This window comes from Paenibacillus sp. 2KB_22 (genome assembly GCF_052115745.1).
Classification (GTDB): Bacteria; Bacillota; Bacilli; order Paenibacillales; family Paenibacillaceae; genus Paenibacillus.
Map to the genome: position 1 here is coordinate 1 of NZ_JBFRHG010000011.1, position 26,174 is coordinate 26,174.

Sequence of the window (26,174 nt, forward strand, 5' to 3'; positions counted from 1 at the left end):
GTCCCAGTGTGGCCGATCACCCTCTCAGGTCGGCTACGCATCGTCGCCTTGGTGAGCCGTTACCCCACCAACTAGCTAATGCGCCGCAGGCCCATCCCCAAGTGACAGATTGCTCCGTCTTTCCAGTTTCCTTCAGGCGAAGRAAACAAYTATTCGGTATTAGCTACCGTTTCCGGTAGTTGTCCCAAACTTGAGGGCAGGTTGCCTACGTGTTACTCACCCGTCCGCCGCTAAGTMTCAAGGAAGCAAGCTTCCTATCAACTCCGCTCGACTTGCATGTATTAGGCATGCCGCCAGCGTTCGTCCTGAGCCAGGATCAAACTCTCCAATAAAGTATTGAAAAGAGCGATAAGCTCATTTTGAATCTGACGAGATTAAAMATCTCAATTGTGCTCCAGTCGATTCAAGCCAAGGCTTGTCTCAAACTTTCGCGTTCATTCTGCAAGCAGAATGTTTACTCACTCGTTGTTCAGTTTTCAAAGATCAAACTTGTTTCGCTACCGAATGTCGTTCTCCTCAGCAACTTTTATATCTTATCACATCCGAACCAGATTTGCAAGCTCTTTTTTTAAGTTTCTTTCGAAGCTTAGTTGATTTGCTTGCCGCACCGTGTAAACTGTGTTTTCTTGGCCGGAATTAGAATATACCATGTACAGATTTTGATTGCAAGTCTTTTTTTCAAATATTATCAACCATTAAAACGATACGTTCAGAACGTATATAGGGTATTCTCCCTTTTTAGCAAATTCGTATGCACGTCCATTTGAATTTTATTGTTTAACATTCCTAGCAGGAACTTTTCTTGGCCATAAACTATAGCTAAAGCTTATCAGAAAATCGATTCCGATTATGATTCCCCACATTTTAATCAAGTTATAGAAGACCGCTGTACGTTCGGCATCCCCAATCCACCATATCATGGCGAATAGAAATGCACTACCTATAGCCCAGGCCAAAAGATGTCTAAACCATCCACTACGCTCACGACGTGCATGCTCTCTGCCATATAACTTGTTGCTACGAGGATTCTCTCCGCCTTTTAACCAATATAGGAAGTATCGATCCGCCCAAGCGATCATCTGATGACCATAGGCGATACTTACTCCGATATACACCGCAGCAATACCATGAATCATACTCGCTGTAGCTCCACGCTGAAGATCTATCACAGTGGCCACCAGCAACAACAGATCCACTATTGGTGTTGCCATCAACAAACCGATGCCAAACCTTTTCATGCCAAGAAGATACCGGACACTTAGACCCGCAAACACAAACACCCAAAAGGCAATCTCACATCCTATAATGAAATAACCAATCATCTGTTAACCCTCCTTTTTATAATACAAACGTATTAAATACAATTTAGCACATTTGTATCATAATAATCAACAATGATATAATGTTCATATGCCTAAAATTGTTGATCATGATAAGCAGCGTGTGCTCGTGGCCGAGGCAGCTTGGCGTATTATACGAAGAGATGGCATGGAACAAGCCTCTGTTCGAAATATCGCTGAAGAAGCAGGAATTTCGGTCGGTTCAATGCGTCACTACTTTTCCACTCAGTCAGAACTACTACTATATGCCATGAATCTGGTATCCGAACGGGTATCCAACCGAATCCGACAAATGTCCCTCACCGGATCTCCCGTGGATAATATGAAATGCTTATTACTCGAGTCATTACCAAACACAGATGAAAAACTGGCCGAAATGGAGGTGTGGTACGCTTTTACAGCCAGATCCAAAACCGATTCTACGCTCAAAGAACTTGCCGATACAGTGTATGATGAACTCAGACAGGCTGTAGGCTATGTTATCACTCACCTGATCGAACATGATCTTACCAGACCAGATCTTGATATTAAACTTGAGATTGAAAGATTGTACGCACTCGTGGATGGCTTGGGTATCCATACTGTGCTTAGACCTGATCAGATGAATGCTAAGCTCATGGAGGATGTTCTCACTCTACATCTTGCTTCCTTGTGCCGTTAAACCAAAAAAAAACCGCAGTACATTCGATATGACTAAACCCTGTTACGATAACAGGAGAGTTAGTTCTGAATGTCTGACGGTTTTTCTTTTTATCCGATAATGATCCGGCCCTCCGGATGACGATACAGTTTTTTCTCTTTGCGCGGACGAAGGGCGTACGCGATGGTTAGTGGCCCGATCCGGCCTACAAACATGGTAAAGGTAATAATGATTTTTCCCCAATTGGTCAACTCATCCGTCACTCCCACGGAAAGCCCCACGGTACCGATTGCAGATGCAGCTTCAAACATCAGTGAGAGGAATGGCGCATCCTCGGTCGTAAGTAGAAGCATTACCACCATCATGAATATGATCAGCGAAACCATAATAATGGTCAATGCTCTCATCAGCAGCTCCTTCGGAACACGTTGGCGGAAAAACACGATATCCTTATTCCCCCGAATCATCGCATACACTGCACCAATCATGATCAGGAATGTAGTCGTCTTGATCCCGCCCCCGGTCGATCCCGGGGATGCCCCGATAAACATCAGCAGGATGAAGAAGAATTGGGTAGCCTGCCTCATCTCCGTAATATCAATGGTACTCGTCCCAGACGAACGTGTAGAGACCGACTGGAAGAAGGACGCATAAATCTTCTCGCTCCAGGTGAGCGAAGCCAATGTATGTCCATTGGTAAATTCGAAAACAAACAACACAATCGCTCCTATACCAATCAGCGCTCCCGACACAGACAGCACCAGTTTCGACTGTAGGGATAGACGACGGCGTTTGCGATACTCAAACAGATCATTTAACACAACAAAACCTAGTCCACCAGAGATAACGAGCACGGAAGCAGTCAAGTTGAATATCCAGTCTCCGGTATAGTACTGAAAGCTGTTGCCGAACAGATCAAATCCGCCATTATTAAACAATGAAACGGAATGAAATATCCCATAGTATACAGCCTGACCCAATGGCATCTCTGTTGCCCAACGTAGCGCCAGTATGAAAGCAGCCACCCCTTCAATGGTAAAGGAGAAAATCAGCACCTTGCGGATAATACGTACGATCCCTTCCATACTGTCTGCATTAATGGCCTCTTTGAGTAATAGCCTGTCCTTAAGTGAGATTCGCTTGCCCAAAACTAGCGCAAAGAGAGTAGCCATGGTCATGAAGCCGAGTCCACCGAGCTGCATTAATACCATAATGACAATCTGACCAAACAAATTAAAGGTGGTCCCTACATCCACAACGACAAGTCCTGTCACACATGCGGCAGAGGTTGATGTAAAGAGCGCGTCAATAAACGCCAGATGCTCACCACTTTGGTTGGAGATTGGCAACATGAGAAGCACTGTTCCAATGGCAATGATAAGCAGAAAACCACCGACCAGGATTAACGGGGGAGATAAGAATTTGGCAAAGTGAAGCCTGAACTTCATGAAGGGCACCTCTTTTAACAAAATACGAACAGGTTAGTCTAACTTAAATCAAAGACGCAGTTCCACCATAATGGCGTGCTGAGAACACGGCGTGCTGACAAACTTTATATTAGCGCCTATGTAAACCTAAAGAGGAACTTGCCTCAGCATCATACTGAACGGCAGGTTCCTCTTCTATTATGTGAACGTATGATACGTTCCTTATTTAATCTTGCGTACGAGGACGCATGTGCGGGAAGAGCAGTACGTCACGAATCGAAGGGGAGTTGGTAAGCAGCATGATCAGGCGATCAACCCCGATTCCCAATCCGCCTGTCGGTGGCATACCATATTCAAGCGCACGGATGAAGTCGTCATCCATCTCATGAGCTTCGTCGTTCCCATGTTCTTTCTCCAGCATCTGTGCTTCAAAGCGCTGGCGTTGATCGATTGGATCATTCAGCTCTGTGAACGCATTGGCATGCTCGCGTCCAACGATGAACAATTCGAAGCGATCCGTGAAGCGCGGGTCTACATCGTTTTTCTTCGCCAGTGGTGAGATTTCAAGAGGGTGTCCCGTGATGAATGTCGGTTGAATCAATGTCTCTTCCACAAATTCCTCAAAGAATGCGTTCAGAATATGACCGAATGTCATATGTTTTTCAACCGGAACCTTATGTTCCTTCGCCAAGCTATGTGCTTCCTCATCCGTCATATGTACGGAGAAGTCTACGCCCACAACTTCCTTAACTGCATCCACCATCGTAACACGACGCCACTGCGGCGTAAGATCTACTTCATGGTCTCCATACTGGATCACTTGCGTACCCAGCACTTCCTGTGCAATATGAGCTACCAGGTTCTCCGTCAATTGCATAATATCCTTGTAGTCTGCATATGCCTCATACAATTCAATCATTGTAAATTCTGGATTGTGACGTGTGGACATACCTTCGTTCCGATATACACGGCCGATCTCATATACCTTCTCCAGTCCGCCAACAATCAGACGTTTCAGGTGAAGCTCAATCGCAATCCGCATGTACAATTCCATATCCAGCGCATTGTGATGCGTGATGAACGGACGTGCTGCAGCTCCTCCTGCGATGGTATGCAACGTAGGTGTTTCCACTTCCAAATACCCAAGGGAATCCAGGTAACGACGCATCGATTGAATGATTTTGGAACGTGCGATAAAGGTCTGTTGTACGTCCGGGCTCATAATCAGGTCAACATAACGTTGGCGGTAACGCAGCTCTACGTCGGTGAGACCATGGAATTTGTCCGGAAGCGGATAGAGCGATTTGGACAGCACTTCAAGGTCTTTAACTTTGACAGAAGTTTCACCTGTTTTGGTCTTAAAGATCACGCCAGTTACCCCAACGATATCGCCAAGGTCCAGCAGGCTGAATGCCGCATACTTGTCCTCAGGCACGGTATCCTGACGAACATAGATCTGGATTCTGCCGCTCAGGTCCTGAATATGTGCGAAGCTTGCTTTACCCATTCCCCGCTTCGCCATAATCCGTCCGGCAATACTGACTTCGATGTGCTTCTCTTCCAGCTCTTCCTTGGTCAGTTCTTCATACTTCTTCAGAATGGAGCCGGCTTCTTCGGTACGTACGTATTTTTGGCCAAAAGGGTCGATTCCCAATTTGCGGAGCTCGTCCAATTTGTCACGGCGAATTTGTAAAAGCTCGCTAAGTTCGGTTTCCTGATTCAAGACTTCATCCGTCATGATCTATATTCATCTCCTTATTTACATTGCAGGCATCGCGTGAGGACAATCTTCCTCAAATGTTGAAAAAGCTTCCCTAAGGAAGCTTTTGTTTACCGTGCCCAACTGCTTCGTTACTATAGCTTTTTAATATCTACAATTTTATATTGAATTACGCCAGCAGGCACACTTACATCAACAACTGTACCATTTTTCTTGCCCAAGATCGCTTTACCGACAGGGCTTTCGTTGGAAATCTTGTTCTGAAGCGGGTTTGATTCAGCAGAACCTACAATTGTATATTCTGTGATGTCGCCGAATTCCAAATCTTCCACAGTAACTGTTGCACCTACACTCACGACATCGGTGTCAATCTCATCACTGTTAATAATGCGTGCGTTCCGAAGCATTTTCTCCAAAGTAATAATACGACCTTCAATGAAAGCCTGTTCGTTCTTGGCATCTTCGTATTCAGAGTTCTCACTGATATCTCCATACCCGATGGCTACCTTAATCCGTTCAGCCACTTCGCGGCGCTTCACTGATTTCAATGTTTCCAGTTCTTCTTCCAGCTTCTTAAGTCCCTCTGGTGTAAGGATAACTTCCTTGTCGCTCATCTCAACCGATTCTCCTGTCATGGGAATAATTTGATTGTACGGCAACGGAATCAGTGGTAATTACATAGCTCCGCCCGCATACATCTTCAAAACTATATGAAGTTCTCCAGAGAAATAGAATATTCCTCCTGATGACTAGCCTTTAATTAACGCACATGGCGAATTTATACTGTGAAAGTATAGGGGAACGATCTCGAAAAGTCAATGTTACGTCATCTGTAGCTGTAAACGTTTTAAGCCAGCCTTAATTACGATGCACTTCCGGCAACTACCGGTTCTGACTCCAGATTACCTTCGCTTTTCAGCTGACTCACAAAGTTCTCCAGAATCTGTACCATCTCATCCCGCTTGGTGCCTTCCATAATAACATCCTTGATACGGGCAGATCCTTTCAAGCCTTTCAGATACCAAGCCAGATGTTTACGCATCTCGCGTACGGCAACCGTCTCATTCTTCAATGCAATCAGGCGATCCATATGCAGGATGGCAACACGGATCTTCTCTTCGCCATTCGGGTCTGGAAGCAATTCACCCGTGCTTAAGTATTGAATGGTACGATACAGCATCCATGGGTTACCCAGAGCGGCACGACCAATCATAACTCCGTCACAACCCGTTTCATCCAGCATACGGCGTGCATCCTCTGGTGTATGGACATCACCGTTTCCGATCACTGGAATAGAGACAGCTTCTTTTACATCTTTGATGTGTGACCAATCAGCTGTGCCTGTATAGAGTTGCTCACGCGTACGGCCGTGCACACTTACCGCCTGTCCGCCCGCACGTTCAACCGCGAGCGCATTCTCAACCGCGAAGATATGCTCGTTATCCCAGCCAATACGCATCTTGACCGTCACAGGCTTCTCAACCGCATCGACTACAGCGGATACCATCTCATAGATCTTGTTCGGATCTAGCAACCAACGTGCACCTGCATCACATTTCGTTACCTTTGGCACAGGGCATCCCATGTTAATGTCGATGATGTCTGCATTGGTTTCTTTGTCTACAATTTTGGCTGCTTCTACGAGTGAGTCACGATCACCACCGAAGATCTGAAGGCTCAGCGGTTTCTCACGCTCATCTACAAACAACATCTCCCGTGTACGCTGGTTGCCATGGACAATGGCTTTGCCACTTACCATCTCCGCACATACGAGGCCTGTTCCGAATTCTTTTGCGATTAATCGAAAAGCCGGATTACATACGCCAGCCATCGGCGCAAGTACGACCTGATTTTTCATTTCAATGCCACCAATGTTAAGCACGGTAGTCGTTTCACTCCTTTTACAATTCTATATAAATCAACGATTATGGTTCGATCGATATCTCTATTGTTATAGCATGACAAAACCGAAACGGTCCTAGTTACCCTGCAACTCCTCGATACTGATTGCCAGCACACCAGCAATTCGATCCAGCTCTTGCTGTGATACCTTACGGTTCCCCCGCTCAATAGTTCCCAGAATGGCCAGCGAGATGCCGGTCTCGGCAGCAAGTTCATGTTGTGTTAAACCTTTCAGCTTCCGGAATGCCCGGATTCGATTGGCCAATTGCATGTTTTCCAAAGCTGTATTCCATCCTTTCCATCCAGTACAGACAACGATGAGTGTACAAAGGTATACAAACCTGAAACCTCGTCCTCCGGTACGATATCCGACAGTGGCACCAGTACAAAAGCCCGCTCTCCCATACGGGGATGAGGCAATTGAAGCAATTCGGTATCTCGCGTCTCACCCTGCATCCAGAGCAGATCCAGATCAACGGTGCGCGGTCCCCAGCGAATATCACGAACACGGCCAAGCCGGTTCTCGATATCCAATAATTCCGTAAGCAACTGCTCCGGTGTCAGCATCACCTGTACGGCGACTGCCATATTCAGAAACGCAGGCTGATCTACATACCCTACAGGTTCCGTCTCATATAGCGAAGAACAACGCAGAACGGATATATGAGGGTGTTCATCGAGCAAAGACAACGCCTCAAGCAACGTCTCTTCCCGGTCACCCAAATTGGCCCCTAAAGCAATATAAGCCTCTGAAGATTCAGAGGTCGAATGTGCAATCATGATCGGTTCTCACTTTCTTGTGCGGCGAAGCTCTACCGTTACGCCCTCAAAATGAATATCGAATGGCGGATGTGGCTTCGTCACCTTGACTGTCAATGCATTGATAATAGTATAAGTGTCTAGTAAAGAAGATGCAATATGTTCGCCCAAAGCTTCAATTAACTGGAATGATTTATTCTCTACAATCTGTTTGACCAGCTCATGGATCTCCGCATAATTGATCGTTTTGGTCAGATCATCGTTACGTCCAGCCTCACCGAGGTCCATGTCAATCTCCAGATCAATATAATAACGTGCCCCTAGCTTCCGCTCCTCGGCAAATACACCGTGATATCCGTAATACTCCATTCGATGCATGACCATTCTATCCATACGATCCGCCTGCCCTCTATATATATTGAAATCCTAATCTATTTGAAGTTATCCCTTAGCTTCGCCTTTTGAAAAACGCTGCGCTTCCACTGGACGGGTCACTCTGACCCGCCAGAATTATTTCCTCCGTATACCCGGAGAAGCATATAACATGGCATCACACATGTCTGCCGTCCGCCGAATCGACTTCACATCATGAACCCGAACCATCTGGCATCCTTGGGCGATGCCGAAGGCAACGGTCGCTGCCGTTCCTTCCAGCGCATCATCGGCACCAACATCCAGGGTGTTCTGGATGAATCTTTTGCGTGAAGTGGCTAGCAGAACCGGATAACCCATTTCATTGAGTAAACCGAGCGATGACATGAGAGTCAGATTTTCTGCGAGATCCTTCACAAATCCAATGCCTGGGTCCAGGATAATCTGATTTGCTTTCACACCGGCTCCCAGCGCAATCTGTATGCTCTCCAGCAAATCGCTCACCACATCACCAAGATAATCGGTATAGTTTCGCTCCTGCCGATTATGCATCAGAATAAGGGGACACCCCAGCTCTGCTGCCGTGCGTGCCATATCTGGATCTGCCTTGGCACCCCACACATCATTAATGATATGGGCACCGGCTAGAATAGCTTGACGCGCAACATCGGCCTTATACGTGTCTACCGATATCGGAATGTGCGGGGCTTGCTGATGCAATGCTTCGATAACCGGAATGATCCGGCTCAGCTCTTCATCGGCGCCCACTACCTTTGAACCTGGCCGTGTGGACTCCCCGCCGATATCAATCAGGTCCGCCCCGTCCTCCATCATCTGCATGGCATGAGCAACCGCCCGCTCCACATTCGTATACCGTCCACCATCCGAGAATGAGTCAGGCGTGACGTTGAGAATGCCCATGATCTGTGTTCTTGCACCCAGCTTCAACCCAGCTGGCCCCCATGCATAGTTCCGTTCATAGATGACAGGTGTAAGTGTCATGAAGTATACCCCGCTTTCTGCCGGTACATACCCAGAAGGACTGTTGTAACCGGGCCTATATGTCCGTTGCTGATTATCGTTTCGACTCCGTCCTGATCCCGCAGAGTCGTAACCGGAACCAGTTCGGCAACTGAGCCTGTTAGAAATATTTCATCTGCTTGCAGGAGGTCCTGCCAAGTAGCTAACGTTTCTATGCAAGGAATTCCTTGCTGCGTGGCGATCTCAAGTACCACGGCTCTCGTGATGCCCGGCAGAATGCCGGTTGAGAGTGCTGACGTGTAGAGCACATTTTCCCGTATCCAAAATACATTGCTGACAATACCTTCAGCGACATGCCCATCACGGGTTAATTGTAGACCTTCTGCACCCTGCACATCCTGCCCATACCCGTTCAGCTCCCGTTTCGCCAGAATGCTGTTCATGTAATGCAGTGACTTGAACCGGATTTCACCTTCGGGCGTGTTGCGTGGCGTAGACAACCGTTGAAGCTTTTTGCCACTTTCATATAAAGAGGGAGTGGGTTCAGGTAATGCTTTTGCCAGTAAAATATGATTTGGCTTCGAATAATCACCAGAAGGTAAACCTAGCGGCGCTTCACCTGCGGATACCGTATATCGCACGTACGCATCTTGAAGTCCGTTCGCCTGTATCAAACGTTGAATCCAATCTGTCACCTCTGCCGCGGTCGTTGTAAAAGGGATGCCAAGTTCCTTACACCCCGAGGCCATGCGCTCCAGATGCCGTTCCAAAAGAAATGGGACACCCTGATAGGTGCGAAACGTCTCGAACAATCCAAGTCCGTACAAAAAGCCGTGATCCGTTACAGGAACCACGGCTGCCGCCATATTGACCAACTCTCCATTTATCGCGGCATATTGCATATTATACCTTCACCTGTTGGGACAGGAAGTTGCGAAGCATCTGATGCCCGTGGTCTGTAATAATGGATTCCGGGTGGAATTGAACCCCTTCAATCGCATATTCTTTGTGGCGCAAACCCATAATTTCACCTTCTGCTGTCTCCGCTGTAATCTCCAGGCAGTCAGGCAGGCTGCTGCGCTCTACAATGAGGGAGTGATAACGGGTAGCTGTAAATGGGGATGGCAATCCGGCAAATACGGATGTTCCATTATGGTGCATCTCGGATGTTTTGCCGTGCATCATGCGCTCCGCACGAATGACATTGCCACCAAACGCTTGTCCAATAGACTGATGCCCCAGACAAACACCAAAGATCGGAATGCTTCCCTTGAAATGCTCGATGACTGCCAGGCTAATGCCCGCTTCATTTGGTGTACAAGGACCCGGAGAGATCAGAATATGATCAGGTGCCAGTGCCTCTATGCCTGCCAAATCAATCTCGTCGTTGCGGCGAACTTCCACCGTCTCGCCCAGTTCACCAAGATATTGAACCAGGTTGTACGTGAAGGAATCGTAATTATCGATAACCAGTATCATATGCCTGCTCCTCCTCATCTTCCGTCAATGCAAATGACGGTTGCTTCGTTTTATTTTTTAATCGCTTCTGTTCGCTCCACTTGTTCTTGTTCAATAGCTCTGCTTGCTTCCGCCTCTTCGCTGTAATTCACAGCTCTCATCATCGCTCTTGCCTTGTTGCGGCATTCCTTGTATTCCCGATATGGATCGGAATCAATGACAATCCCTGCACCGGCCTGTACATAACCAATACCATCCTTAATGGCAAGTGTACGAATGACGATGTTCAATTCCATATTTCCACTGTAATCCATCCACCCGATGGAACCCGTATAAGGTCCACGACGCACAGGCTCAAGCTCCTCGATAATCTCCATGGTGCGGACTTTGGGCGCTCCTGTAATCGTTCCACCCGGGAATGTCGCAGCAATCACATCAAATACGGATAACCCTTCTGCCAGTCTGCCTTCCACCTGGGAAACGAGGTGCATGACATGGGAATACTTCTCGATGGTCATCAATTCAGGCACATGAACCGAACCGTAGGCTGCAATCCGTCCGATATCATTACGTTCCAGATCGACGAGCATAATATGCTCCGCCCGTTCCTTCTCACTACCCAGCAGTTCATCCGCCATAGCCTTATCCTCTGCCTCATCACGGCCCCTTCTTCGGGTCCCCGCGATGGGACGTGCACTGACTTTACCGTTCTCCACTTTGACCAGAAGTTCGGGAGATCCGCTTACCAGTTGAAAGTCTGGACTACGAAGCATACCCATATACGGTGATGGATTCACGAGGCGCAACCATTCATAAATATGCTCAGCGCTCGAATGAAGCTGCTTTTCCTGTCTCAAGGACAGATTCACCTGGAACACATCGCCCTGTCTGATATATTCCTGTACTGTGCGTACAGCCTGTTCAAAGTCCTCCTGTGGGAAGGAGGTCGCCCACCCTTCAGATTCCCTTGCCGCATCTTCAGGCTGCGGTGTACGATTGACCTGCTTGTTGCGGCGTTCCAGTGCCTGCATTTGTTCCTCGGCCTGTGCAACCCCCATAATATGAAGCCATCGTTGCTGCATCGCTATCGCCCGCGCCTCGGCTACTGCATATAGACCACGGACATCGGTTTCTTTCAGATTAGGTTCTATATCCAGGTGAACTATGCAGAAAAGTGCCTCTTGCTGATGGTCATATGCCCATATTTCTTCAAAACGCATCCACCAATAATCCGGCAGAGCCGGGTTATCTTCAGCTAAGGCTGGAAGCTTCTCCAACGATCTCGCTACATCATAGCTGAGATAACCTGCGTATCCACCCCCAAAGTCTGGAGCTCCAGTAACTTTAGGCGCACGATAAGGGGCTGTCCATCTCTTCAATACATCAAGCGGCTTGCCGCTGTCCGTCGAGGTGGTTCCTTCCGGTACATCGCGAATAACCGCTTCCTGACCCTTCCCGGAAATAACGGATACGGGGTCTAGTCCCAAAAATGTATATCTTCCGCCTTTGCCATTCTCCAACACAATTGCGTATGGTGACGCCTGTTCCCAGGCTGCCTCCCAAGATAACGGTAAACCGCCATGATACGGCCCCTCATCCGACTTGGTGATATAGGGCAACATGGTCCAGCCTTGTTCAGCCCACTCCATCCAGTCGGCGTATGTTGTCATCAGGTGTGTCATTGCGGTTTGCCGCCCTCCATCTGTCGCTAGTTCTATTGTCTGATAGTATACTAAAGCGCCGCTCCTTTTAAAAGCATTACGCCAAAAATCCTCCATACCCGTCAGCGGGCAAGGAGGATTGATTTTGTCATTTGTAGGCTTAGCCTTCGAAGTTGTAAAGCGGTGTACTGAGGTAACGTTCACCGTTACTTGGCACGATTACAACAACGCGTTTGCCCGCGCCCAATTGTTTCGCAACCTGAAGACCCGCACGGATCGCTGCACCGGAAGAAATACCGGACAGGATGCCCTCTTCCTTCGCTACCTGACGAGCCGTCTCGAATGCATCATCATTCTCAATGTGGATGATCTCATCATAGATTTCTTGGTCGAGGATCTCAGGAATAAAGTTGGCACCAATTCCTTGAATCTTATGAGGTCCTGGTTTGCCGCCTGCGAGAATTGGCGAAGCAGCTGGCTCAACTGCAACAATTTTAATACCAGGGAAAGCTTCTTTCAGCACTTCGCCTGTACCTGTAATTGTTCCGCCTGTACCAATTCCGGCAATGAAAGCATCCAATGTACCGCCCACAGACTGGATTGCGTCAACAATCTCAGGGCCAGTCGTTTCACGGTGGATCTTCACGTTGGCTTTATTTTTAAATTGCTCAGCCATGAAATAGGATGGGTTTTCTTTCAGCAGTTCTTCGGCTTTTTTAACAGCACCGTTCATACCTTCAGCTCCAGGTGTAAGCACAAGCTCAGCACCATACGCACGAAGCAAGTTGCGACGCTCCAAGCTCATCGTCTCAGGCATTACAATAACGGACTTGTAGCCTTTGGCTGCAGCCACCATCGCGAGTCCGATTCCTGTGTTACCACTTGTTGCTTCGATAATGGTATCACCTGGTTTCAGCTTGCCTTCTTTTTCCGCTTCTTCCACAATGCTAATTGCGATACGGTCCTTCACGCTTGAACCTGGATTCTGATACTCCAGCTTCACGAATACTTCAGCACTGCCTTCAGGTACGATACGGTTTAGACGAACAAGCGGAGTACCTCCGATGAGTTCTGTTACGTTATTAACTACTTTAGCCATATGAATGCCCTCCTTAGTGGATGAATAAAACTTGAGTCCTGTTAACCTATACTGTGCGGCCGATAGCCTCTGGGATGTTATAGAAGAACTGCGGAAATCCTGTTGCTCCCATCCCTTACTGCTAAGATTTCTAGACAGGGTGAAGGTTTCCGAAAGTTTCTTTGTTCATAAGTAAAGCTTTTATATCCGAGTAAACGAGTAGGTATTTATTATTTTCATCTTATCAACGTTAACCCTTATTGTCAATATGAGTACTCAAAAAAATACTCTGCCTTCGGCCCTAAGACCGCAGACAGAGTATTTTTATCAAGATGCAGCAGCGTGAGACAATCTTTTCCATTGAAATTAGGAGGCAGGAATCTCGGACAGGATTACGGCTTCATACTTGTTACGCAGCATTTGCTCCACCTGTGGCAAGGGATCTGCCTGACTCAGAGCCAGCTGCATTCGAATCTCCTCACGGACCTCTTCAGCCGATTGCACCTGTTGTTCTTCTTTATCATTGAGTCTGATAATCGCATAGCCTTCTTCCACTCGAACCGGACCGGCAATATCGCCTACATCCAGCCCGGCAGCGAGTTGAAGGAGTTCTTTTGACTGGAATGGATCATTCCGCTCAATCCAGCCCAGCCTGCCACCAGCATCACGAGAGAAGCTGTCTGTCGATTGCTTGCGAGCAGCTTCTTCAAAGTCTTCCCCCTTCTCCAACGCATTGAGTAAGGAATCGGCTTCCTCTTCTTCCTTCACTACGATGATGGACAAGTCATATTTCTCGGGGGAAACGTAATCCTCACGGTGTTCAGTCCAGTAATGCTCAATATCTGCATCCTTGATCTGTATACCGATCGTTGCAATTTTCTCCAGCAGCAGCCTGTAGCCGGCTTCCAATTCAAGTTCCTGTTTTGACAGGCCCAATTGAGACTTCATTTCGTCATAATACGCTTTCTCTGAATCGTACCCATCCATCGCGGCCGCAAGTTCTCTTGCAATCTCTTGGGGAGTGACGATCAACTTGCGTTCAATTGCTTCGGCATATACCGCTTTACGGTTTAACATCTGAAGTAATAACTCACTGCCGTAACGTCGTTTTAGCGCATCAGTCCACTCTTTGTCCGTGATGACTTCTCCGTTGATCGTCGCTACGGTGCTTCCTTCTTCCGTATTGGCATCATGGGATGCATCTGCCTCGTCTTTGCCCTGTCTGAGACCATGCATAGCCATCACCGTACCCATGACCAGCATGCCCAGCGTCAAGACAATGACAGCCGTCCACAACCCTTTTTCTTGTCTTGTCATTCCGCATCCCGTCCCCGCATAGATCAGTTCTTGGCTTGCTCTAGGATGGTCTCAAGTTGTTCTTTGTTAAAGTCATAGGCTTCATTACAGAATTGGCAAACTACTTCAGCTCGGCCCTCTTCTTCAATTAATTGCTCCATCTCCGTTTGGCCCAGACTGATTAGCGTCTTCTCTACCCGCTCACGTGAACACTCACAGCTAAAATGAATATCCAATCCTTCCATCACTTGTACATCTGGCAACAATCGGCGAAGCAACTCTTCCAATTCAAGCCCCTGCTCCAGTAACGTCGTCACTGGCGGCAACGTACTAATGGCGTTTTCGATCGCCGTAATCTCTTGATCTGTCAATCCCGGCAACAGCTGCATAATGAATCCGCCTGCGACAATAACGGAATTATCCGTATCAACGAGCACACCAACACCTACAGCAGAAGGTGTTTGCTCCGATTGAGCAAAGTAGTACGTGAAGTCTTCACCCAGTTCTCCTGAAATAATAGGTACACTGCCACGATATGGCTCTTTCAATCCCAGGTCTTTCGTTATGTTAATGAAACCCTCCGTTCCAACCGCACCGGCAACGTCCAGTTTCCCCACACTGTTGCTTGGCAGATGTACATGCGGATTAGAAACATATCCTCGTACTTCGCCTTTGGCATTGGCATCGGCTACAATCTGTCCGATTGGCCCATCGCCGTTGACTTGTACCGTTAACTTCTCTTCACCTTTGAGCATTGCACCCATAATGGCTGCTGTTGTAACCGTACGCCCCATGGCAGCTGTAGCCGTGGGAAACGTATCATGTCTTCTGCGTAGTTCCTCAACCAGTTCTGTAGTCTGGACAGCAAAGGCTCTTACCTTTCCATTCATTGCTGTACCACGAATTAACCGGTCATGCTTGTTGTTGTTTTCCAAGTCATTCAGCCTCCTTTGGCGTATCGCCATAATAGTCGTAACACAGAAAAAACGGCACAACACTTAAGCTGTAATCTCAGCCCGCTGTATGCCGTCTCTATGCTCACCTTTCCCGGTTCCGCTCATATATAATACGCAGCCCTTCAAGCGTAAGCAGCGGATCAACTTCCTCTATACTACGGGTTTCTTCTGCGATAAGTGTAGCGAGACCACCCGTCGCGATAACTCTGGGCTTCGCACCCATCTCCTCGCGAATACGTTCTACAATACCGTCTACCTGCCCTGCATAGCCAAATATAATACCTGCTTGCATGGCATGAATAGTATTACGGCCAATGACCTTTTTAGGTTTCTCCAGCTCTATACGAGGCAGCTTGGATGCCCGCTCATAGAGGGCTTCAGTGGCGATCTGAATGCCAGGTACAATAGCTCCCCCCAGGTAGTGACCTTTCTCGTCAATACAGTCAAAAGTCGTTGCGGTACCGAAATCGACCACGACGAGAGGGCCGCCATATTTCTCAACGGCTGCCACTGCATTAACAATACGATCTGCACCCACTTCACGAGGGTTCTCGTATCGCAGGTTCAAGCCAGTTTTGATGCCAGGCCCGACGAGTAAAGCTTTTTTGCCTACATATTTCTCACACATCGCTTCGATGACATTCACCAGTGGCGGAACCACAGATGAGATGATGACACCTTCGATGTCACTTGCCCTGATGCCGGACATATGAAATAAATTATAAATCAATACGCCGTATTCATCCACTGTTGACTGACGGGATGTACTCAGACGAAAGTGGTGCAGCAATTCCCGGCCTTGATATACGCCGAGCACCATATTGCTGTTCCCCACGTCTACAACTAGAATCAAAGGGGTTCACCCCTCTTTCTTTTCATTTAAATCCAGGCTGATATCCAGGCTCTCAAAAGAATAGGTTAACCTGCCAACCGAAATTACATCCACACCACTCTCTGCAATACCACGAATGGTCTTAAGCGATACGTTACCGGATGCTTCAACCTTCACATGAGGGGCCTGTTCACGAATAAGCTCAACCGCTCCACGCATCCGCTCTGGATGCATGTTATCCAGCATAATGATATCTGCCCCGGCTTGCAAGGCTTCTCTCACCTGCTCCAGATTTTCAGTCTCCACTTCAATCGTCATCGTATGTGGAATAACTGTTCGCGCACGCTGTACCGCCTCGGTGATTCCGCCTGCACCCTTGATGTGGTTATCCTTGATCATAACAGCATCGTACAGTCCAAATCGATGATTCGCTCCGCCACCCACGCGCACTGCGTATTTCTCAAGTAATCGGTGACCCGGCGTTGTCTTACGTGTATCCACGAGCCTGGTCTCAAGACCATCCAGCACATCTACGTAGGCACGCGTACGCGTAGCAATTCCGGACATACGTTGCAGCAAATTGAGTGCCAAACGTTCCCCCGTAAGCAGTGAATGTGTACTTCCCTCTACCTCGGCCAAAATCGTGCCGTGGGTAACCTTGTCTCCGTCTGTTACCTTGGGTGTAAATACAAGATCTGGATCAACGACCTGAAATACAAGCTCAGCCACAGTCATGCCTGCAATAATACCATTGTCTTTGGCGTGTATAATGGCCTTGGATTGTTTGCCTGCTGGGATCGTCACACTCGTTGTAACGTCACCTGCACCAACATCTTCACGAAGCCAGTTTTTGATTGATTCGATAAGCCCTTCATTATATCCGTTCAGTATCATGACATCAATTCCTCCACAATCGCTTGTTCTCGCTGCTGCAGACTATGCTTCTGCCACACGATATCATCACGTGCCGGGAAATCCTCACGATAGTGAGCCCCCCGACTCTCCTCGCGGTGTAATGCTCCGCTGGTAACTAACCAGGCACAGGTCAGAAGATTGGCATACTCCAGCTCTTCCTTATGCGTGAGTGTCTGATCAAAAAACTGCAATTCCTGTTGCAACTTGTCCATGGCCTTCTGCAGGTCCTCACCTTTCCGGCGCAAGCCTACCTGACGAACCATCATTTTCTGTAATCGTAAGCGTCTTTCGGATACCGGCTTTTGCTCTTCCATAATCTTGTTGATCTTGCTATTCATGGTCGCAGATGAAGTCGCACCCGCTCTTACTTGTAATGAACCAAGCTGAGGAAGAGATTGAATACGATCAACAATTCTCCGCCCAAATACAATCGCTTCTGATAAAGAGTTGCTTGCCAGGCGGTTAGCTCCATGCACTCCTGTAGAAGACACCTCGCCACAAGCAAATAATCGGGAGATGCTGCTCTCTCCACTCAAATCCGTTTTCACGCCACCCATCATGTAATGGGCAGCAGGTGCAACGGGAATCCAGTCGGTTGTCATGTCCAATCCATAACGCATACAAGTCTCATATATGGTAGGGAACCTATGCTTGATCATCTCTGGCTGTTCATGCGTAATGTCCAAATACACAAACGTACTGTTGGTGGACTCCATCTCACTAACAATCGCTCGTGCCACGATATCGCGTGGGGCCAGTTCAAGCTGGGCATGATAACGATCCATGAAGCGTTCGCCCTTCACATTGCGCAGATATGCTCCTTCGCCGCGTACTGCTTCTGACACAAGGAAACGCGGGGCCCCCGGGTAACAAAGAGAGGTGGGATGAAACTGGATAAATTCCATGTCACGCACGATAGCACCAGCCCGGTAGGCCATCGCTACACCATCGGCAGTAGCTACGTCCGGGTTCGTTGTGTATCGGTATAGTTGTCCTGCCCCACCAGAACAAAGAACAGTTGCCTGTGCCTTCACGAATACTTGCGATCCGTCATCCTTCTGAACCAGTGCGCCAATGCATTCCCCTCGCTCTGTAATCAGGTCAACAACAAAATGCTCATCCCATACTTCAATCCCTGGATGCTCATTCACTTCGACAGCAAGTGCACGTACAATCTCATATCCCGTGGCATCCCCGTTGGCATGCAAAATACGGCGGTGGCTATGCGCACCTTCCTGCGTCAATGCCAACTCGCCGTTCTCCAGATCAAACAAAGTACCCAGGCGAATCAGTTCCTTCACTCCGTCTGGACCCTCATTCACCAATACCTCTACCGCCTCGGAGCGGCATAAGCCCGCTCCTGCAACAAGTGTGTCCTGCAAGTGGTATGCAGGTGAATCATCCTCAGCAATAACCGCAGCGATTCCTCCCTGCGCATATCTGGTGTTACTTTCAAGTAATGACTTCTTCGTGATCATTAATACACGTTGTTGCTCACTTGCCTTAATGGCAGTAAACAAACCAGCAATCCCTGAGCCTATAACCAGTACATCCGTCTCTACCATGGGTAGCGTAGACAGATCAAAATCAACTAAATATTGCGGTATCATGTTATTCACCTGTCTTGGAGCAAGAGTAGCGCATCCTATTTTACCAACAACATGCGCTCTAGTGATTCTCTGGCTTTGTCGGCAACAGCCGGTGGCACGTAGATTTGCGGCTTCATCGTTTCCAGGCATTTCACCAGTTTCTTCAAGTTGTTCACCTTCATGTTGGGACATACGAGGAACTTGGTAGCAAAGTGGAACTGTTTATCCGGACTATCTAGACGAAGCTGATATCCTGTACCGTCTTCGGTACCTACGATAAATTCCTTCGCTGATGAATTTTTGCAATACTCCAGAATAGCTGTTGTGCTGCCTACAAAATCACCCATCTCTACAACCTCAGGTCGACACTCTGGATGAACAACAAACTCTGCATTTGGATGCTTGGCTCTCATCTCCACCACATCTTTGACTGTGAGCATATCATGCGTGTTGCAGTAACCTTCCCAGATAATCATTTTCTTATCTGTATGCTGCTGCACATAATGTCCCAGGTTTTTATCAGGTACCCAGATAATTTCGTCGGAATCCACCGATTGAATAACCCGAACCGCATTCGCTGAAGTACAACAGATGTCAGTCTCAGCCTTAATCTCAGCCGAGGAATTGATATAAGTAACAACCTTGGCGTTAGGGTGTTGTGCTTTCAATCTGCGTAGTCCATCCACGTTCACCATATCTGCCATCGGGCAGCCCGCACGTTCATCCGGAATAATAACTGTTTTGTTCGGCGCCAGAATTTTAGCGCTTTCACCCATAAAATGAACACCACAGAAAACAATCACATCTGCATCTGTTTGTGCTGCCTTCTGGGCTAACAGAAACGAATCTCCGCGGAAGTCAGCAACCTCCTGTACTTCATCACGTTGATAATAATGGGCAAGAATAATGGCATTACGTTCCTTCTTCAATTCCATCAGCCGCTCACGCAGCTCGCGGTTCATCTCAGCCTTGCGCTCTAAAGCCAGAGCTTCCACCTGTGATCCTCTCCTTTATCGGGACAGCGTCATGCGCTGTTTCGTAGGGCTACTTAAGTCGTTAACTTCGCTTGAGAAACGAATCACAAGCGGTTTAACAACTAATTTACACAACGTTCACGACTCTGTCAATAAATGAAAAAGGCCCAGTACAGCGCCTTAACCACCTGTTTGCTAACTGGTTCGCCATCTAACTCCCGTTTATCTGTATCTATCCTCTTTTGAAATTATGGATAAAAAAAGAGAGCCCGAGGGCTCTCCTGATTTCACCTGCTATCCTAGCCAGATGTATTATGCATTAAGACGTTGGCTTCGTTCCGCCATCATCCGGGTTATTGTTATTACCCTTTTCCAGATTCGGAGCTTCGTTTGGGATATCTCCGGCTGGTGGCTCAGGCGTTTCATCTTTACCTTGAATACGGACACGCACATCACCGATGTTGTCGATGATTGGCTCTCCGCCTTCAGTTGGTGTGCCTTCACCATCATTGTCGTTCTCTGCTTTTGGAGTTAAGGAACCAGTTTCGATCAATTGCTTGATCTGATCCATTTCCAAAGTCTCTACCTCAAGCAAAGTTTGAGCAATCAAATGCATCTCTTTTGAATGTTTAACAAGCAAGTCCTTACATTTCTCATAACATTCATTGATAAAGCGTTGCATTTCCTGATCAATCTCATAAGCAATGGAATCAGAGTAATTCTGTTCATGACCGATATCCCGACCTAGGAATACCTGTCCTTGTGAACTTCCGAATTGCATAGGTCCCAATTTCTCACTCATACCGTATTCCATAACCATGCTGCGAACAATACCTGTCGCTTGCTGGAAGTCACTGTATGCACCAGTACCAATCTCTCCGATGAACAATTCTTCAGCTACACGACCTCCGAGAAGTCCGGTTACTTTATCCAACAGTTCCTGCTTGGTAACCAGCATACGGTCTTCTTTTGGCAACATGATTACATATCCACCCGCACGTCCACGCGGGATAATGGTCACTTTATGTACCATATCAGCATGTTCCAGGAAGTATCCTACAATGGTATGGCCTGCTTCGTGATAAGCAACGATTCGTTTCTCACGATCACTGATGACACGGCTTTTCTTCTCCGTACCAACGATGACACGGTCAATCGCTTCGTCAACTTCTTTCATGGAAATATCTTTACGATTACGACGTGCTGCTAGCAATGCCGCTTCGTTCAAGAGATTCTCCAAATCTGCACCAGAGAAGCCTGTTGTACGTTTCGCGATAATATCCATCTTCACGTCTTTAGTCAGTGGTTTATTACGGGAATGTACTTTCAGGACAGCTTCACGACCTCTTACATCAGGGCGGTCAACCGTAATTTGACGGTCAAAACGTCCTGGACGCAGCAAGGCAGGGTCCAAAATATCTGCACGGTTCGTTGCAGCTACGATGATAATACCTTCGTTAGCTCCGAAACCGTCCATTTCAACGAGCAACTGGTTGAGTGTTTGCTCACGCTCATCGTGACCACCACCAAGACCAGCACCACGCTGACGTCCTACAGCATCAATCTCATCGATAAAGATGATACATGGCGCATTTTTCTTCGCATTTTCAAACAAATCACGTACACGTGATGCACCGACACCGACAAACATTTCAACGAAGTCGGAACCTGAAATACTGAAGAATGGTACACCCGCTTCACCGGCTACGGCACGAGCGAGCAACGTTTTACCTGTACCTGGAGGACCTACGAGCAATACGCCCTTAGGAATCCGTGCACCTACTGCTGCGAATTTACGAGGGTCCTTGAGGAAGTCTACAACCTCAACAAGTTCCTGTTTCTCTTCGTCAGCACCCGCAACATCTTCAAATGTAACCCGCTTCTTCTCTTCGTTATAGAGACGAGCACGGCTTTTACCAAAGTTCATTACTTTACCGCCGCCGCCTTGAGCCTGATTAAACAGGAAGAAGAACAGCAGGAACATAATGATCAAAGGAATAAAGGAAGTCAGCAACGTCAACCAGATGCTGTCACCTTTCATTGGCTCCTGATGATATTGGAAATTGTTAGTTTCACTTGCAGCTACAAGCTCACTAATTGCCTCATCCGTAGGAGGAATATACGTTGAGAAATTTTCTGATTTGGCGCCATCAGGTGCCTTCTTGTATTGACCGGTCACGAGATACGTTTGACCGTTAAATTGAACCGTCAATTCAGAGACATTGTTGGCTTTGATCGCTGCACGCAACTGATCATATCTAGGATTATCGGTGGCTTCGCCGCCATTGCTGACGAACTGGACTATCCCCACCACAACTAAAAAAAGAATCAAATAAAAACCAGAATTCCGGATGAACCGATTCATCCCCTACCTCCTCTCGAGACACTTTAATTATTTTAACATAGCCCGACATGGCTTCTCAACAGAAGCCAAGAACAGCTCAAGGCTTGGGTCGGGCAGGATATTAGCTACTATAGACTTCTGGCTTCAAAATCCCGATGTAGGGCAGGTTCCGGTACTTCTCCGCAAAATCCAAACCGTAACCAACGATGAACGCGTCAGGAATGTCAAAGCCTGTGTAATGAGCTTCCAACTCAACTTTACGGCCTGAAGGCTTGTCGAACAGCGTAACCACACGCACCGATTCGGCACCGCGGTTTTCTAACAGTTCAATCAGATAGCTGAGTGTAAGTCCGCTGTCGATAATATCTTCGACAATCAGAACTTCCCGTCCTTCAACGGATACATCCAGATCCTTAATGATTTTGACAACACCTGATGACTTGGTGGAAGCGCCGTAACTGGATACCGCCATAAAATCCATTTCAACAGGTACCGTTATGTTTTTAACCAAATCAGCCATAAATATAAACGCACCCTTGAGCACACAAATGACCAAAGGATTGCGGTCTGCATATTCGGCACTTAGTGTTGCGCCTAATTCCTTGACTTTACTCTGAATTTCTTCTTCACTGATCAATACTTCCTGAATGTCGTTCTGCAACTGTGCGAACCTCCTAAGTTATACTATGAAAGCCTTACCTGAACCATAACCACTACCCCTGAATCGCTGAATCGCCTACAGTCATGTACAGGATTGCGGAAGTGCCCTCCCTGACAGGAGCCACATTGGACCGTCGAACACCCGGTAACCAGATGATATGACCTGCTCCATCACATACCACAGGAATACGTGGACGGACAGATGGGGGGATTTTCTCATCGATGAAAATATTTTTCACCTTTTTGCTTCCGTTTAATCCCATTACTTTCATGGTATCTCCAGGTAACCGTGAACGCACAACCAGCGGCATAAGCAGTTGATCCGCATCAAACGCGGCTTGATCCGCCGATTCCGGTACATGATAGTCCTCGGGACTCACCGTCATCAACCGAATATATCGATTAATTGGGGTGAGTGAAAGCTCATAAGTTCCACTCCATTGCGCAAGACGATACTCGTAAGATTGATCCTGTACGTCCGTCCGTATGCCAAAAGAAATCAGATTATACTCCCGAGTGCAGGCGAGTGTCTGTCCTATATCCAGGCTCCAGGTCGTCACATGGGTCTCCATGACCTTGCGTCGAATGGTTTCTATACGGGTAAAGTCGACAAAATCACTGTCCAAAGGCAGATAATTCAATATTAGTTTAATCAACCTTCGTTGTAAAGCGACATGTAACTTCAAGAAGGAAGGCACCTCAAAGGTTTGCCTTCCGCCGTTCACCTGCACTAGACACCTGTATGTGTCATATGCACTCTGCTCCATGAAATCGTCTTCATCACCCACAATTTCGGCAAGCCGATTCAATGACGGCGTGAGTTGTCCATTATACTGCCCCAAAAAAGGAAGCACATCCAAGCGAATGGCATTACGCCGATATTTACGCAAGGCGTTGCTTTCATCATTGAAATACATAAAACCCTGGGTATTACAAGCTTCTACAAGGTCTGTCTTGTTTATACGAAGGCATGGACGAATAAGTTCCACATTTTTTTCTCGCCTTTTAAACTTCATTCCTGAGAGTCCCGACAAGCCGGTTCCACGAAGCAAATGAAGCATGACTGTCTCCGCCTGATCATCCGCATGATGTGCCAAAGCGATGCTTGCCGCATTATATTTGGTAGCTACTTCATGTAGAAAAGCATACCGCTTGTTGCGGGCTGCCTCCTGTGGTCCTTGACCCGTCAGCTCCATATATGAAGGAATATCGGCCTTGGTCCATTCAAATGCAATGCCAAGCTGCTGTGCCAGTTCCATCATTTTCTCCGCTTCATCATCTGATTCGGGACGGAAACCATGATGCACATGCGCACAGATCAATTCAAGCGGGACATGCCGCTTGCTGATCTCGTGCATGATATGCAAAAAAGCCACCGAGTCCGGCCCGCCCGATACTGCGACGACAATCCGATCCCCGGGAACCCATAACTGATGCTCTTCCGCTGCATCCAGCACGTTCTTCACCAGCATGTTCCAGCGTAAAGCCTCCATACCTGTTCCTCATTCCTTGCGTTATGTATATGCACTCTCACAGATCAGAAACGTAGTGCATAGATGAGCACTCCAATAAGTAATATCACAGATACAGCGAATGCGTTCTTAAGCCAGCGCGGTGTTGTACTTTTGGAACGACGGCGAAGAGGCGTGGGGCGTGCCATCATTTCCTTCCACGCTTGTGCCGCATGACCTGCATCACGAAACTGACCTCGTAGTGCCTGAATCGTCCAATTGCGAAAAGGACCCAATCGTTCACTGCGCTCCACCAGCGCTACGAGCTGATTCACACTTCGCAGTTGCGGTAATCCTTCTGTTGCCAGTGCCTTGAGCGCGTCTGCTTCAAGTACATGAATCAACAATAATGCAAATGCAAACACATCATAGGTACCATCTGCTGTACGGCTGCCTGCATTCCAGAAGCCCCGATCATACCATTCGGTGAATTGCTTAACGCTTCGACCAATAGACGTAACTCCACCATAGTCGATTAGTTCCACCTGCCCATAATCGGATACCAGCACATTCTGAGGTTTAAGATCACCAAACACCCATCCTGCCTGATGCAATTGTGCCAGCTTCTGCAAGAGCCTAAGTCCAACCAGAAGTGTCCAGTCTGTCCCCTGACGCCGAATGAAGTGATGAAGAGCCTCACCTCTAACGTAACGCATCACATAAAAGGGAATATCCCGGCCACGAACGGCATAATCATCCACATCTTTAAGATAGGAAGGAATGCCGCTCTGCCGAAGGGCTTCATGATTACGCTGTAGTTGAAAAGATTTGAGCACATTGACTTCCGATTGCAGATCTACCGGATCAAATCCCATTTTTAGCGCATAGTGTTTGCCATTTTCGCCCCGTTGGACAAGAAAAACGATGCCATTGGCTCCTTTGCCCAGTAGCTTCCGAATCGTGTAACGACTGCGATTCCATTTCCCTGTAACCACGGTTCCTGGCGGGAAAGAGGCGTCAGACAACGTTGTCACCGAGCATCCCTTCTCTTTCAATGCGATAGTTCCCTTCTATTTCCTGCTGTTCCTCCAGTGTACCATAACGGTAAAAATCAATCACCTTCTGAATTGCAGGACCTGTCGGAGTTGCGCCCTTCATCTGCAACCTTCCAAACAGGGACCGAACACGGCCTGGATCCGTTGTCCAGTCAATATCCATTACCGCATCTTCTCCACTGTGTCGTCCCGGGAAATGAAATACGGAAAGCTTGCTCTGACCTACACGCGCCTGCAAACTCAACATTAAATCGCGAATGCCTTCTTCTACCGCAGCCAGTTTGGGCTTCATGCTGGCACTGACGTCTATTAGCAATATCACCTGTAAGGCTGTAGTTTCAGCCATGTCATCCATCACTTCCACGACCCGTGCGCGTTGTGCCGGCTCCAAATCGGTTACCGTTTTGGGCTCCTTCTCTCCCAAAATTTGTGTTAACTCTCTATTAACCGCCTGCTGAATAGTCTGAACCACCGTTTTCCTTGTCATCATCTGCATGGTATGGGCAAGCTGCCGTGTACCTACAATTTGGCTGATTCCACCTCCGGCTCTGGCAATATCCTCAATCTCACGGCTGCCCAACTCACCAATGGTTCCATAATCAATCACGCCAACTACATTAACCGTAATGCCCTCTTCCTGTGCTTCGGCCGCTGCCAGCACCGGACTTGGTCCAACATTGGAACAACCGTCGGTGATCAATAAGATTTGCTTCATCCGATATCCCTCCGTTATTCGTTACTCTCCAACTCTATGACTAGCATTA

At 47.7% G+C, this 26,174-nt stretch carries 25 protein-coding genes and 1 rRNA gene; 1 reads left to right on the forward strand and 25 read right to left on the reverse strand.

Translation table 11 applies throughout. From position 1 onward, the window contains the following. Together AB4111_RS29580 and AB4111_RS29585 are read right to left on the reverse strand one after the other, a co-directional pair. A 16S ribosomal RNA gene (locus AB4111_RS29580) occupies positions 1-332 on the reverse strand; the annotation flags it as partial. 438 nt (positions 333-770) lie between these two features. Next, complete coding sequence (locus AB4111_RS29585; RefSeq protein ID WP_442034860.1) at positions 771-1,322, reverse strand: hypothetical protein; 552 nt, start codon at positions 1,320-1,322, stop codon at positions 771-773. 88 nt (positions 1,323-1,410) lie between these two features. Here AB4111_RS29585 and AB4111_RS29590 point away from each other — a divergent pair, with 88 nt between their 5' ends. Next, positions 1,411-2,001, forward strand: coding sequence for a TetR/AcrR family transcriptional regulator (locus AB4111_RS29590; RefSeq protein WP_442034862.1), 591 nt, complete (start codon positions 1,411-1,413; stop codon positions 1,999-2,001). Positions 2,002-2,090: 89 nt separating this feature from the next. On the opposite strand, the gene AB4111_RS29595 is transcribed toward AB4111_RS29590, so the two are convergent. The 23 genes from AB4111_RS29595 to AB4111_RS29705 all read right to left on the reverse strand — a co-directional run bounded on the left by AB4111_RS29595 (position 2,091) and on the right by AB4111_RS29705 (position 26,125). Beyond that, positions 2,091-3,428, reverse strand: coding sequence for a TrkH family potassium uptake protein (locus AB4111_RS29595; RefSeq protein ID WP_442034864.1), 1,338 nt, complete (start codon positions 3,426-3,428; stop codon positions 2,091-2,093). Positions 3,429-3,633: 205 nt separating this feature from the next. After that, the gene (gene lysS / locus AB4111_RS29600) at positions 3,634-5,145 is read right to left on the reverse strand and encodes a lysine--tRNA ligase (RefSeq protein WP_442034866.1); all 1,512 of its coding nucleotides are present in this window, start codon (positions 5,143-5,145) and stop codon (positions 3,634-3,636) included. Between the two features lie 116 nt (positions 5,146-5,261). Continuing rightward, positions 5,262-5,741, reverse strand: coding sequence for a transcription elongation factor GreA (greA, locus tag AB4111_RS29605; RefSeq protein ID WP_076216743.1), 480 nt, complete (start codon positions 5,739-5,741; stop codon positions 5,262-5,264). Between the two features lie 248 nt (positions 5,742-5,989). Further along, positions 5,990-7,009, reverse strand: coding sequence for a tRNA dihydrouridine synthase DusB (gene dusB, locus AB4111_RS29610; RefSeq protein ID WP_253428931.1), 1,020 nt, complete (start codon positions 7,007-7,009; stop codon positions 5,990-5,992). A 96-nt stretch (positions 7,010-7,105) separates the two neighbouring features. After that, on the reverse strand, positions 7,106-7,300 hold the full coding sequence (locus AB4111_RS29615; RefSeq protein ID WP_339242857.1) for a helix-turn-helix domain-containing protein: 195 nt from the start codon (positions 7,298-7,300) through the stop codon (positions 7,106-7,108). Further along, positions 7,261-7,809: a 2-amino-4-hydroxy-6-hydroxymethyldihydropteridine diphosphokinase gene (gene folK / locus AB4111_RS29620; RefSeq protein ID WP_442034868.1), complete on the reverse strand. Its 549-nt coding sequence runs from the start codon at positions 7,807-7,809 to the stop codon at positions 7,261-7,263. Before folK ends, AB4111_RS29615 begins: the two co-directional genes overlap by 40 nt. Positions 7,810-7,818: 9 nt before the next feature. Further along, positions 7,819-8,181, reverse strand: coding sequence for a dihydroneopterin aldolase (folB, locus tag AB4111_RS29625; RefSeq protein ID WP_150364151.1), 363 nt, complete (start codon positions 8,179-8,181; stop codon positions 7,819-7,821). 117 nt (positions 8,182-8,298) lie between these two features. Continuing rightward, a complete protein-coding gene (gene folP, locus AB4111_RS29630; protein WP_442034870.1) occupies positions 8,299-9,162 on the reverse strand; it encodes a dihydropteroate synthase in 864 nt (287 codons plus the stop codon). Continuing rightward, the gene (locus AB4111_RS29635) at positions 9,159-10,043 is read right to left on the reverse strand and encodes an aminotransferase class IV (RefSeq protein ID WP_442034872.1); all 885 of its coding nucleotides are present in this window, start codon (positions 10,041-10,043) and stop codon (positions 9,159-9,161) included. Before AB4111_RS29635 ends, folP begins: the two co-directional genes overlap by 4 nt. A 1-nt stretch (position 10,044) precedes the next feature. Beyond that, entirely contained in the window at positions 10,045-10,620 is a 576-nt protein-coding gene (gene pabA / locus AB4111_RS29640; RefSeq protein ID WP_124118817.1) for an aminodeoxychorismate/anthranilate synthase component II, read from the reverse strand. Between the two features lie 50 nt (positions 10,621-10,670). Next, entirely contained in the window at positions 10,671-12,281 is a 1,611-nt protein-coding gene (locus tag AB4111_RS29645) for an anthranilate synthase component I family protein (protein WP_442034875.1), read from the reverse strand. Positions 12,282-12,420: 139 nt separating this feature from the next. Continuing rightward, positions 12,421-13,359, reverse strand: a complete 939-nt coding sequence (gene cysK, locus AB4111_RS29650) for a cysteine synthase A (protein WP_339238945.1) — start codon at positions 13,357-13,359, stop codon at positions 12,421-12,423. 345 nt (positions 13,360-13,704) lie between these two features. Beyond that, positions 13,705-14,655: a peptidyl-prolyl cis-trans isomerase gene (locus AB4111_RS29655; protein WP_442034877.1), complete on the reverse strand. Its 951-nt coding sequence runs from the start codon at positions 14,653-14,655 to the stop codon at positions 13,705-13,707. A 23-nt stretch (positions 14,656-14,678) separates the two neighbouring features. Continuing rightward, positions 14,679-15,569, reverse strand: a complete 891-nt coding sequence (hslO, locus tag AB4111_RS29660) for an Hsp33 family molecular chaperone HslO (RefSeq protein WP_442034879.1) — start codon at positions 15,567-15,569, stop codon at positions 14,679-14,681. Positions 15,570-15,672: 103 nt separating this feature from the next. Beyond that, entirely contained in the window at positions 15,673-16,443 is a 771-nt protein-coding gene (locus AB4111_RS29665; protein ID WP_026081372.1) for a type III pantothenate kinase, read from the reverse strand. A 6-nt stretch (positions 16,444-16,449) separates the two neighbouring features. Then, on the reverse strand, positions 16,450-17,316 hold the full coding sequence (nadC, locus tag AB4111_RS29670; protein WP_442034882.1) for a carboxylating nicotinate-nucleotide diphosphorylase: 867 nt from the start codon (positions 17,314-17,316) through the stop codon (positions 16,450-16,452). Beyond that, the gene (nadB, locus tag AB4111_RS29675) at positions 17,313-18,947 is read right to left on the reverse strand and encodes an L-aspartate oxidase (RefSeq protein WP_442034884.1); all 1,635 of its coding nucleotides are present in this window, start codon (positions 18,945-18,947) and stop codon (positions 17,313-17,315) included. Before nadB ends, nadC begins: the two co-directional genes overlap by 4 nt. Before the next feature lie 35 nt (positions 18,948-18,982). Beyond that, on the reverse strand, positions 18,983-19,921 hold the full coding sequence (gene nadA / locus AB4111_RS29680) for a quinolinate synthase NadA (RefSeq protein ID WP_253428910.1): 939 nt from the start codon (positions 19,919-19,921) through the stop codon (positions 18,983-18,985). A gap of 298 nt (positions 19,922-20,219) precedes the next feature. Next, a complete protein-coding gene (gene ftsH / locus AB4111_RS29685) occupies positions 20,220-22,265 on the reverse strand; it encodes an ATP-dependent zinc metalloprotease FtsH (protein WP_253428908.1) in 2,046 nt (681 codons plus the stop codon). Positions 22,266-22,365: 100 nt separating this feature from the next. Then, a complete protein-coding gene (gene hpt, locus AB4111_RS29690) occupies positions 22,366-22,905 on the reverse strand; it encodes a hypoxanthine phosphoribosyltransferase (protein WP_278297458.1) in 540 nt (179 codons plus the stop codon). Positions 22,906-22,957: 52 nt separating this feature from the next. Further along, positions 22,958-24,397: a tRNA lysidine(34) synthetase TilS gene (gene tilS, locus AB4111_RS29695; protein WP_442034887.1), complete on the reverse strand. Its 1,440-nt coding sequence runs from the start codon at positions 24,395-24,397 to the stop codon at positions 22,958-22,960. A 44-nt stretch (positions 24,398-24,441) separates the two neighbouring features. Then, positions 24,442-25,389 carry a serine/threonine protein kinase gene (locus tag AB4111_RS29700; RefSeq protein WP_442034889.1) on the reverse strand — a complete coding sequence of 316 codons (948 nt, stop codon included), beginning with the start codon at positions 25,387-25,389 and terminating at the stop codon, positions 24,442-24,444. After that, on the reverse strand, positions 25,373-26,125 hold the full coding sequence (locus tag AB4111_RS29705; RefSeq protein WP_339238937.1) for a VWA domain-containing protein: 753 nt from the start codon (positions 26,123-26,125) through the stop codon (positions 25,373-25,375). The genes AB4111_RS29700 and AB4111_RS29705 overlap by 17 nt, the downstream gene beginning before the upstream one ends. Positions 26,126-26,174: the final 49 nt, after the last annotated feature.